The 11,975-nt window shown below is 46.0% G+C and carries 8 protein-coding genes; 3 read left to right on the top strand and 5 right to left on the bottom strand.

What is annotated here, in order from left to right; all coding sequences use genetic code 11:
• Nucleotides 1–57 precede the first annotated feature (57 nt).
• Nucleotides 58–720 (top strand): tellurite resistance TerB family protein, encoded by a 663-nt coding sequence (locus tag MD535_RS08885; RefSeq protein WP_265674512.1) that lies wholly within the window; start codon nt 58–60, stop codon nt 718–720.
• Between the two features lie 133 nt (nt 721–853).
• Here the strand turns inward: MD535_RS08885 and MD535_RS08880 are convergent, their stop codons facing one another.
• Nucleotides 854–1,165: a DUF3622 domain-containing protein gene (locus MD535_RS08880; protein WP_265674511.1), complete on the bottom strand. Its 312-nt coding sequence runs from the start codon at nt 1,163–1,165 to the stop codon at nt 854–856.
• Between the two features lie 265 nt (nt 1,166–1,430).
• The gene (gene purL, locus MD535_RS08875; protein WP_265674510.1) at nt 1,431–5,327 is read right to left on the bottom strand and encodes a phosphoribosylformylglycinamidine synthase; all 3,897 of its coding nucleotides are present in this window, start codon (nt 5,325–5,327) and stop codon (nt 1,431–1,433) included.
• Between the two features lie 297 nt (nt 5,328–5,624).
• On the opposite strand from purL, the gene mltF reads away from it, so the two are divergent.
• Nucleotides 5,625–7,178 (top strand): membrane-bound lytic murein transglycosylase MltF, encoded by a 1,554-nt coding sequence (mltF, locus tag MD535_RS08870; RefSeq protein WP_265674509.1) that lies wholly within the window; start codon nt 5,625–5,627, stop codon nt 7,176–7,178.
• A 533-nt stretch (nt 7,179–7,711) separates the two neighbouring features.
• Here the strand turns inward: mltF and tadA are convergent.
• Nucleotides 7,712–8,266: a tRNA adenosine(34) deaminase TadA gene (tadA, locus tag MD535_RS08865; protein ID WP_265674508.1), complete on the bottom strand. Its 555-nt coding sequence runs from the start codon at nt 8,264–8,266 to the stop codon at nt 7,712–7,714.
• Complete coding sequence (locus MD535_RS08860) at nt 8,256–9,137, bottom strand: LysR family transcriptional regulator (RefSeq protein ID WP_265674507.1); 882 nt, start codon at nt 9,135–9,137, stop codon at nt 8,256–8,258. The genes tadA and MD535_RS08860 overlap by 11 nt, the downstream gene beginning before the upstream one ends.
• A gap of 208 nt (nt 9,138–9,345) precedes the next feature.
• Here MD535_RS08860 and fghA point away from each other — a divergent pair, with 208 nt between their 5' ends.
• A complete protein-coding gene (gene fghA / locus MD535_RS08855) occupies nt 9,346–10,191 on the top strand; it encodes an S-formylglutathione hydrolase (protein ID WP_265674506.1) in 846 nt (281 codons plus the stop codon).
• Nucleotides 10,192–10,288: 97 nt separating this feature from the next.
• On the opposite strand, the gene MD535_RS08850 is transcribed toward fghA, so the two are convergent.
• Complete coding sequence (locus MD535_RS08850; RefSeq protein WP_265674505.1) at nt 10,289–11,848, bottom strand: AbgT family transporter; 1,560 nt, start codon at nt 11,846–11,848, stop codon at nt 10,289–10,291.
• Between the last annotated feature and the right edge of the window lie 127 nt (nt 11,849–11,975).

Here is an 11,975-nt window from a genome sequence, read left to right as displayed (position 1 = left end):
TCTTAAGCACGAACCGCTCAAAAACCTAAACTCTACTCATATATTTTGGAGAATACGATGGATCTGAAATCACTACTTAATCAAGCACTCAAATCAGATGTTGTGAGTAAAGCGACCCAAAAAGCCTCTCAGTCATCATCGAACCTTAGCTCTGCTCTCAGTGACAAGAAAACCATGGGTGCATTAGGTGCAGGGGCCGTCGGCGGCGGCTTACTTGGTATGCTCATGGGATCGAAGAAAACCAAAAAAATGGGCAAAACAGCACTAGGCGTTGGCAGCGCAGCCGCTCTTGGCGCTCTGGCATTTAAGATTTACAACGATTGGGATAAAAAGAATGCCTCAGATTCACAAGGGGCAACCATCAATAAATTTGCCAATACCAATCATGAAGAAATCGTTCTCAAAGCCATGATTGGGGCAGCCAAAGCCGATGGTCATATTGATGAAGCAGAAATGAGTAAAATTGACCAAGCGCTACAACGAATGCATGCCGACGCTCATCTTCAGGCATTCGTTCAAGCTGAAATCGCAAAACCGCTTGATCCTAGCTATATTGCGCAGCTTTCACACTCACCAGAGCAAGGAGCGGAAATTTATCTTGCGAGTTTACTTGTCGTGGATGAACAAAACTTTATGGAAAAAGCGTACTTACAAGAACTGGCAAAACAACTTCAGCTTCCACCAGAACTGGTCAGCAAACTCGAAGAGCAAGTATTTTAAGTCGAAGATAACAACGGCCTTAAGGGTGGATGCACGACCCATGAAAAACGCGCACAAAAAAACCGCTGATAATACAGCGGTTTTTTATTGGTACCTATCAACGAATCAAAACTCGTCAACAGTACTAAAATGATTACTCTTCGTCTTCTTGCTCAGCGCTATCTTGGCGAGCGGCAGCTTTTACTGCTTTTAGAGCTTCTTTCGCGTGCTCTTTGGCTTCTTTCTCTTTACGAGCTTCAGATTTACGAGCATTACGTTCAGCTTGGCTTGCAATAAAGCCTTGTAGCTCTTTCTCTGCCCAAGCTTGTGCTAATTCTTCGCTTTCAAAACCCATCTCACGCTTAGATACTACCGTTCTACGAGAGGTTACTTGGCGAGTAATTTCTGCAGACCAACCATTGCGCTTTTCCGTTAGACGGATAGCAAATTTTTTATTTTCAGACATTTAGATGATTCCTAAGGGTTTTGTTAAGGGATGTTCCAACATAATTATCATTACTTTGTCAGCCATCCCTAAGCCAGCGCGGTATTAGAACACAATTAGTTCAATTACGCTCCACTATTTTTAGCAACAACGACGGATTTTTTTATCGTACTAAATGACTAATAATCGCCATAAAACAGCTAGCAAGAAAACAACTGGCAATAAAAAAGGTCGCCAGCGCTTACACTGACGACCTTTCCAATTGACTATGTCATTAACCTAGCGATTAACCGATATTCTTGCGCGCGTTTTGGAACATACGCATCCAAGCACCGTTTTCACCCCAAGTCTCTGGAGCCCAAGAGTTAGCAACCGTACGGAATACTCGCTCTGGGTGAGGCATCATAATGGTTACACGGCCATCCGTTGTCGTGAGACCGGTGATAGCGTTTGGCGAACCATTCGGGTTATTCGGGTATTGCTGCGTCGGGTTACCGTTGTTATCAACGTAACGTAGCGCCACTGTACCTGAATTTTCAATCGCGTTTAGGTGCTCGTTATCACGCACTTCTACGCGACCTTCACCGTGAGAAACCGCGATAGGCATACGAGAACCTTGCATACCGTTGAAGAATACAGAATCAGACTTCTGAACTTCTACTAGGCTGAAACGAGCTTCAAAGCGCTCAGATTCGTTACGCACGAAACGAGGCCAGTATTCTGCACCCGGAATCAATTCACGTAGGTTAGACAACATCTGACAACCGTTACACACGCCTAGAGAGAAGGTATCTTCACGCTTGAAGAAGTTTTCAAATTGGTCACGTGTAGAGTCGTTAAACAGAACTGACTTAGCCCAACCTTCACCAGCACCTAGTACGTCACCGTAAGAGAAGCCACCACAAGCCACAAGGCCGTTGTACTCTTCTAGAACCGCTTGACCCGTTAGGATATCGCTCATGTGAATATCGGTGGCTTCGAAACCTGCTCGGTCAAATGCTGCGGCCATTTCAACGTGAGAGTTAACACCTTGCTCACGTAAAATCGCCATCTTAGGTTTCGCGCCTGTCGCAATATATGGCGCTGCGATATCTTCATTAACATCGTAACTCAGGCTAACGTTTAGACCTGGGTCTGAGTTATCTTTCTTCGCTTCATGCTCTTGATCGGCACACGCAGAGTTATCACGAAGTGATTGCATTTTGTGTGTTGTTTCAGCCCAAATCGTACGAAGCTCCGTACGGTTACGCTCGATAACAACTTGTTCACCTGACTTAATGACGACTTCATCTGAAGCTTCTACTGAACCGATAACGTGTGAACAAGCTTCTAGGCCATTCGATGCTAACGTAGACAGTACTGAATCTAGGTCTTCGTTACGTACCTGGATGACCGCACCTAGCTCTTCGTTAAATAGAGCCGCTAATGTGTCTTCACCTAAAGCGGCAATGTCAGCATTCACACCACAGTGACCTGCGAACGCCATTTCCGCTAGCGTAACGAATAAACCACCATCGCCTTTATCGTGGTAAGCCACAACTTGGTCGTTAGCAACGAGTGCTTGAACACCTTCGTAAAAGCCTTTTAGCTGTGCTGCGTTGTCTACATCTGCTGGCTTATCACCAAGCTGCTTGTATACCTGAGCCAATGCTGTCGCACCCATGCGGTTTTTGCCGTTGCCTAGGTCGATAAGCACCAGTGACGTGTTACCTTTGTCAGTGCGTAGCTGCGGAGTAATGGTCTTACGAACATCTTCAACACGAGCAAACGCAGTGATAACGAGAGATAGCGGAGAGGTGACTTCTTTCTGCTCGCCGTTTTCTTCCCACTTGGTCTTCATCGACATTGAGTCTTTACCTACTGGGATAGTTAGCCCCAGCGCCGGACAAAGCTCTTCACCTACCGCTTTTACCGCTTCATAAAGACCGGCATCTTCACCTGGGTGACCAGCTGGAGACATCCAGTTAGCCGACAGTTTAATGTGCTTAATATCGCCGATGTTTGTCGCTGCGATGTTAGTGATTGCTTCACCAACCGCTAGACGAGCCGATGCACCGAAATCGAGTAGAGCAACTGGCGTACGCTCACCTAGAGACATAGCCTCACCGTGGTAAGTGTCGTAGCTTGCTGCTGTTACTGCGCAGTTAGCAACAGGAACCTGCCAAGGGCCTACCATTTGGTCACGAGCAACTAGGCCTGTTACCGAGCGGTCACCGATGGTGATAAGGAATGTTTTTTCTGCAACCGTTGGTAGACGAAGAACACGGTCAACCGCTTCGTTCATCTCGATACCAGAGCGATCAATCGCCGGGTTGTTCGCTTTCAACGTTTTCGCGTCACGGTGCATCTTAGGTGTTTTACCTAGCAAGATGTCCATTGGCATATCGATTGGCGTGTTATCGAAGTGTGAATCTTCTAGTTTAAGTTCACGCTCTTCTGTTGCCTTACCTACAACGGCATATGGTGCGCGTTCACGCTTACAAATCGCGTCAAACGTTGCCATGTCTTTGTCAGCAACTGCCATTACGTAACGCTCTTGAGATTCGTTACACCAGATTTCAAGAGGACTCATGCCCGGCTCATCGTTTGGTACGTCACGTAGGTTAAAGATACCGCCACGCTCACCATCGTCCACTAACTCAGGAAGTGCGTTTGAAATACCACCCGCGCCCACATCATGAATGAAGGCGATTGGGTTGGCATCACCAAGCTGCCAACAACGGTCAATCACTTCCTGACAACGACGCTCCATCTCTGGGTTTTCACGTTGTACAGAAGCAAAATCGAGATCTTCAGAAGAAGAACCAGAGTCCATTGAAGATGCAGCACCACCGCCAAGGCCGATGTTCATTGCAGGACCACCGAGAACGATTAGGCTTGCACCTACAGGGATCTCTTTCTTCTGAACGTGCTCATCACGAATGTTACCTAAACCACCAGCTAACATAATTGGCTTGTGGTAACCACGTACCTCTTCACCAGCATGAGAGTTAACTTTCTCTTCGTAAGTACGGAAGTAACCTAATAGGTTTGGACGACCAAATTCGTTGTTAAACGCCGCACCACCAAGAGGACCTTCAAGCATAATATCCAGAGCAGTAACGATACGGCTTGGCTTACCAAAGTCCGTTTCCCAAGGTTGAACGAAGTTCGGGATCTTAAGGTTAGAGACAGAGAAAGCGACAAGGCCTGCTTTAGGCTTACCACCGATACCCGTTGCGCCTTCATCGCGGATTTCACCGCCAGAACCGGTTGATGCGCCCGGCCAAGGAGAAATAGCCGTTGGGTGGTTGTGCGTCTCAACCTTCATCAAGATGTGCGTTTTCTCTTGATGATAGTTATATTGGCGCGTGTCTGGATCTGGGAAGAAACGACCAACAGTTGAACCAGTCATAACTGCTGCATTATCTTTATAAGCAGATAACACGTGTTCTGGTGTCGTTTCAAACGTGTTCTTAATCATCTTAAACAATGATTTTTCTTGCTTAACGCCATCAATAGTCCAGTCAGCGTTAAAAATTTTGTGACGACAGTGTTCTGAGTTTGCTTGTGCAAACATCATAAGCTCTATGTCTGTTGGATTGCGACCTAGCTTTTCTGTAAAGCTTTCAAGAAGGTAATCAATCTCATCTTCAGCAAGGGCAAGACCTAGGGTAACGTTTGCTTCTTCAAGCGCTTTACGACCACCACTAAGCAGGTCAACCTCAGCATAAGGTGCAGGTTCTGCCACAGTGAAAAGCGCCGCTGCAGAATCAAAGTCATTGAACACGACTTCCATCATGCGGTCATGAAGGATCGCTTTCAGCTCTACTAATTGAAGCTCAGTTAATTCGCTTGATGATTCAACATAAAAAGCGGTACCACGCTCTAAACGTGTGACTTTATTCAGACCACAGTTATGCGCAATATCTGTCGATTTAGACGACCATGGCGAGATAGTACCCGGACGAGGCGTAACTAGTAATAGTGTACCCGTTGGTTCATGTTCTTCGATTGTTGGACCGTAAGTCAGCAACTTCTCCAATTTTTCGACTTCAGACGCATCTAAGTCTGATGTCAGGTCGGCAAAGTGGGCAAACTCAGCGTAAATACCTGTGACAGGTAGGCTTAATTCACGACAAAGCTCTACTAGCTTGTTAACACGAAACTCAGAAAGAGCTGGGGAGCCACGCAAAATTCTCATGTGCTTAGGTCTCTTATGCAATTGATTTGAGGTGATATTGGAATAAATTCAACGAGTTACATTTAAAAAATAAACATATACCAATTTCTGCCCCCTTGATTCCGGCGTATTATAGTGTATTTTTTTTTGTGACGTAACCACTTACGCAAACGTTTTCGTCATTTTTTTCTTAATTGCAAAAATCCGACGAATAACGGCGATAAAGTGACAGTAAACGAGACTTTCTATGATGTTGCTTTGCCAGAAGTTCTAGCTTTGGTATAAAGACCACATCGTTCTCGTGAGATAATTGAATTAATGCAAAATAATTATTCTGTTCGTTGGCTAAAACTAACAACGTTGCTGACCTTATCGTTAGGTCTCTTCGGGTGCCAAATAGACTCTGATCCCAAAAGCGAATTGGAAAGCATCCAGGAACGAGGCGTGCTGCGTGTAGGAACGCTGAACAACCAGCTCTCTTACTACATTGGTCCAGACGGCCCAACCGGATTGGATTATGAATTAGCCCGCCAGTTCGCAGACGAGCTTGGTGTTAAGTTGGAGATGAAACCCGCCTACCGCCTTTCAAGCCTGTTCCCTGCGCTAGAAAAAGGTGAGATTGATATTATATCTGCCGGGTTAAGCCAATCACCGCAGCGTATCGAGCAGTTTCGTGCTGGTCCCGCTTATTACTACGTGAGTCAACAAGTGGTGTATAAGAAAGGCCAATGGCGACCAAGAAACCTTGAGCAACTATTAGCCAATCAAGCTGAATTAATCGAAAAAGCCGATGGCGAAGATGTGTTTGCAGTGGTGCAAGACTCTCATTTCGAGCGCACCTTAAATCACGTCGCCAAAGACAATGCCGAATTTCGCTTTAAGGTTGATGCTAACGCGGATGTCAACGATCTACTCAAGCAAGTCTCTGAAGGTGAACTGCTCTTCACTATGGCAGACTCTGTTGAGTTATCGCTCTCGCAACGCATCTACCCTGACCTCGCCCTAGCTTTCGAGATGACCGAGGATCAACCTATTTCTTGGTACATGAGAAAATCTGACGACGAAAGCTTATACGCATTATTGATCGAGTTTTTTGGTAGTCTAAAACAAAGTGGTGAGCTCGCTAACTTAGAAGAAAAATACATCGGTCATATTGGCACTTTTGATTACGTTGATACTCGCGCTTTTATTCGAGCCCTCGACAGCAAACTGCCTAAATGGTCACCGTTGTTTAAACAGTATTCTCAAGAATTCGATTGGCGCTTAATCGCAGCCCTCGCGTATCAAGAATCGCACTGGAACCCGGTCGCTAAATCACCGACAGGGGTTCGTGGCATGATGATGTTGACGCTACCAACCGCTAAAATTGTCAATGTGACCAATCGTCTTGACCCTGAACAATCCGTACGAGGCGGGGTGCAGTACCTTCGCTATATTGTCGGTCGAGTGCCTGACTCCATTACTGAGCATGAGAAGATTTGGTTTGCGCTGGCTTCTTATAACCTCGGGTTCGGCCATATGATGGACGCAAGACGCTTAACTAAGCGACAAGGTGGTAACCCAGATGCTTGGGCGGATGTGAAAGACCGCTTACCCCTGCTGCGCCAAAAGAAATACTACAGTCAGACACGATATGGCTATGCGCGTGGCGATGAAGCGCAAAACTACGTAGAGAATATACGTCGCTACTATCAAAGCATCATCGGCCATGTTGATAAACAAATCGCCGCTGAAGCGGAACTAGACAATAGTACAGACGGGCTCACTGTCATCACACCCGTCGCGGTCAGCTCTGCCGCTGTAGGAACCCTTCAACCTGCTGTCAGCGAAGCGATAGCAACCTCAGAGGCCGCTGCAGACACGAACCCTTAGTTAGAGTAGGCTAATACACCGCCCGCTTACCGCACAGGTAGCATGAGTTCAAGAATTCGTATTTGCGTATTCTTGAACTCAACTCAATTTGTTCTACATTATGAGAAAGGGTTAAAGACTCACGACAGCTACACAATACACGTTAAACCATGCACGTTAAACCATACACGCTAACCAATACTCGCTAACCAAGAACACCTCTGCCCATTGTAATTATCAATTAACATAGCGCTATCGCGCTGAATTAGTGATATTGTCTGCGCCGTGCTACATCCCCCTTAACATCGCCCTTTGAAGGTATCCCATTAATCCGATACCTTGTTGAGCACCGAATTATTAGTGATAGGAGATCGTTTCATGCTTGCTAAGAGACGAATACAATCAAGAAACTTAAGTAAAACCGTGTCTGCGAATCGCAGAAAGCGAAAGTTAGCGAACAATAAAAAGAAAATCATTTGGCGAAATCGTGCTTTCATGCAATTGATTGCGCCTTAACGACCGCTGAAACACCCTGACTGACAAACACCTGTCTCTCAGGTGTTTGTTTCCCCTTTATCTTGCTGTAAACGCCGCGCCTTTTTCGCTTCCTTTATCTCTTTTCTTCGACGCTTAAAAAACGCCTGTAACTGTTCACGACACTCGTTGGCGAGCAAACCATGCTCAACATCAGCGTAATGATAAGACGCCTGACTCTCGAATAAATTAAGTACTGTCCCAGCCGCTCCCGCTTTAAGATCGGGTGCACCGTAGACAATTCGTTTCACTCGACTATGCAATAAAGCACCCGCGCACATTGGGCACGGTTCCAAGGTGACATAAAGCGTGGTATCAAGTAGTCGGTAGTTCTCAAGTCTTTTCCCGGCCGCTCTCAATACTTGAATTTCAGCATGCGCCGTTGCATCATGCAGCCCAATCGAGCGATTCCAGCCTTCAGCGATAATTTCACCATCTTTCACTAACACCGCTCCAACGGGAACCTCACCCTCACGCTCAGCTTCATGAGCAAGTGCAATCGCACGTCGCATAAACTGGCGATCTTCCTCGCTATATTCTTCAGCACAAGGCACGGAATTGTCATTACTTTCCATATTGACTAAAGGCCTCTACAAGATAATCTATCAACGTTCTTACTTTGGACGTCAGCATTCTATTTTGCGGATAGAGCGCCCAAATACCCTCTCGATTGCCACGATAGTCACTCAGCAATTCCACCAATTCACCAGACTCCAGATAAGGCTGCACATAATAATCTGGAAGCTGCACGATCCCTAACCCCTTTAGTGCCGCATCCACCAACGCATAGCCACTATTACACTGTAGTCTGCCGTTAATATTAATCACCCTTTCACTGCCTCCATCGCTAAAACGCCAGTGGCGAACAGACCCTCGTAAACACTGATGCCTTTTTAGCTCAGATAAGGTATGAGGCTCGCCATAGGTCGAGAGATACTCTGGACTACAGCAAACAAAAACCTGCCGATCCAGTAACTTTCTCGCCATCATCGAAGAATCATCTAATTGCCCTAAACGAATAGCTAAATCGAACCCTTCTTGCACTAAGTCTATTTTTTGATTAGAAAGCATCACATCCAACTCAATCTGGGGGTGTGCTTTTAAAAATTGATGAAGAATTGGCGCTAACGCTTGCTCACCAAATGTCACTGGGGCGGTGACCTTAATCAATCCTTTCGGTGCGACTTGCAGCTGAGTCACCGCCAATTCGGCCGACATTAGTCCTTCAAGCAATGGTTTACAGTGGCGAAAATAACTTTCTCCTGCCTCCGTAACCGAGACTTTTCTCGTTGTTCTGACTAACAGCTTCACCCCGAGTCGCTGCTCAAGTGCGTTGACTCGTCGGCTGATATTTGCAACCGAGGTATTAAGTCTATTTGCAGCACCGGTAAAACTTTGGCTTTCCACCACCGCAACAAACTCATTGACGCCTTCCCAATCTGCCATTGCTCTACCCTTTACTCTATTCTCAACGACCCACGTCGCCTATTGTTACAGTACCGTAATAGTTTATTTCAAATAGTCCTAATTATCATCTCATTAGAAATAAATATACTATACCTATCAAAACAAACGGCGCCATTTAGGCTAGTCTTACTGGTAATAATGCCCCTTAAGTCGCCGCGTCTTATTGACCTTTAGTAAGGAAGTAAACATGACTATCGAAAATAGCAGCCAAGCAAAAGTATTTGGTGGTTGGCACAAGCAATATACGCATCAATCTAACGTTCTAAACTGCGCGATGAAATTTGCCGTTTACCTTCCACCACAAGCGAGCAAAGAGAATCCCGTGCCTGTCATTTATTGGCTGTCTGGCTTAACCTGCAGCGACGAAAATTTCATGCAAAAAGCAGGGGCGTTTAAAGTCGCTGCGGAGCTTGGCGTTGCGATTGTTGCTCCCGATACTAGCCCGCGAGGCGAAGGGGTAGCTGATGACGCAGAAGGAGCGTATGACTTAGGCCTTGGCGCAGGATTCTATCTCAATGCCACCCAAGCTCCTTGGGATAAGCATTACCACATGTATAGCTATATTGTTGACGAACTACCGGCGTTAATCGAACAGCATTTCCCTGTCACACCAGCCAAGTCGATATCTGGCCACAGCATGGGCGGGCATGGTGCACTCACTATTGGTCTAAAAAATAGCGAACAGTACCGTTCGATTTCAGCTTTTAGCCCAATAACCAACCCTATTAACTGTCCTTGGGGACAAAAAGCATTTAGCCACTACCTTGGTAATAATATTGAAGATTGGAAGGCCTATGACAGCGTTGAGCTTCTCAAACACAATAAAGCCACCTTACCGATTCTGGTTGATCAAGGCGAAGACGACGGCTTTTTACAAGAGCAGCTTAAGCCAGAATTACTGGTCGCGGCAGCCAAAGCCTCTGGCAGTGATATGACGCTTAGAATGCAACCAGGTTATGATCACAGTTATTTCTTTATACAGAGTTTTATTGAGGACCACTTACGCTTCCACGCTCAGTTCTTAACAGCGTAACCCCCGATTGATTCGCTCATTCTCAGATAAAAAAAGCCCGCCAGTTCAATCCTGGCGGGCTTTTCAGTACTTTGTACCTGATTAAGTTAGCGATAACTTACATGGTGTACGTGTACGGTGCTTGAATACCTAGTGGGATACCCAGCGCCCAATAAGCGAGCAAGAATAATGTCCAGCCAATTAGCATCGCGATAGAGAATGGCATCATTAGAGAAGCCAATGTACCGATGCCCGTTGATTTCACATAACGTTGACAGTAAACCACAACCAATGGGAAGAAGACCATCAATGGCGAAATGATGTTCGATACTGAATCGCCAACACGGTATGCCGCTTGAGACAGTTCAGGAGAGATGCCTACTGCCATTAGCATTGGAACCAAGATTGGACCAATCAACGCCCACTTAGCCGATGCAGAACCGACAAGTAAGTTAACTGAAGCCGTCAACAAAATCATACCTACGATGGTCGCTTGACCTGGTAGGTTCATGGCTTTCAGACCTTCCGCACCGTAAAGCGCTAGCATAGTACCGATATTTGACTGAGCAAACGCTGACAAGAATTGTGCACAGAAGAACGACATCACAATGTACGCACCCATGGTAGACATGGTGTGAGACATCGCTTTAATGATGTCATTGCTATCTTTAAACGTACCCGCCACACGACCGTAAACAATACCTGGAATAATAAACAGGATGAAGATTAACGGTACGATGGATTGCATGATCGGCGCAGAGAATGCGGTAATTTCACCTTCAGGAGAGCGTAGTGCTGAATCTTCTGGCAAAAGTGCGAAAACAAGTAAGGCGATACCCGCCATCATTGCCCAACCAGCCGCACGGAATGCTTTAGACTCAACAGCAGTAAAAGAACCAAGATCTGGTGCTTCTTCTGCATCTTCATCGACAGGAAGGTTTGCAAGACGTGGCTCGATGACTTTCTCAGTCACCCACCAACCAATCGCGATAACCAAAACAGAAGATAAACCAGTAAAGAAAATATTCGAAAGTGGGTTAATCACATAGTCTTGGTCTAGTACTTGAGCAGCCGTTTGTGTGAAGCCAGCCAACAGTGGGTCGATACCAGATGGGATGAAGTTTGCAGAGAAACCGCCCGATACACCAGCAAATGCTGCGGCAATACCTGCGAGAGGGTGACGACCTGCTGCGTGGAAAATGATACCACCAAGCGGGATAACCAACACATAACCCGCGTCAGCTGCCGTATGAGAAACAATCGCAACCAAAATAAGCATTGGCGTTAGCAATTTCGCTGGCGTGAAGTTAAGCATTTTCTTCAAGCCAGTTTGGATAAAGCCAGAAGAGTCTGCAACACCAACACCTAACATCGCAACCAATACGATGCCAAGAGGAGCGAAGCCAGTAAACGTGGTTACCATGTTTGCTAAGAAGCTGGCAAGCGCCTCACCCGTTAGCAAGTTATTGACCTCTAATGCACCGCCAGTACGAGGGTTAATAAGATCAAAGCTAACATTCGATAGAACGGCAGATGCGACCCAAACAATAACTAATGCCCAGAAAAATAGAATAGCAGGATCTGGGATCTTGTTTCCTGCCTTCTCAATTGCGTTTAAAAAGCGATCCATGCCACTCGGCTTTGGCGTTGGCGCTTGATTGATAGTCTGGTTACTCATGGTAACTCCATTGTGATGTTGTGGTGCGTGAACTTTAAAGCAGCTTCACTGTGTCATTTTTCTTCGCGACTATTTTATGTAAAAAAAATTAAATTAGTAGATAATTTGGAAGTATTTCCATTTTTGT

It is taken from the genome of Vibrio qingdaonensis, assembly GCF_026191675.1.
Taxonomy (GTDB): domain Bacteria; phylum Pseudomonadota; class Gammaproteobacteria; order Enterobacterales; family Vibrionaceae; genus Vibrio; species Vibrio qingdaonensis.
The sequence above is the reverse complement of the archived record's forward strand: the minus strand, read 5'-3'. Positions and strand labels throughout refer to the sequence as shown.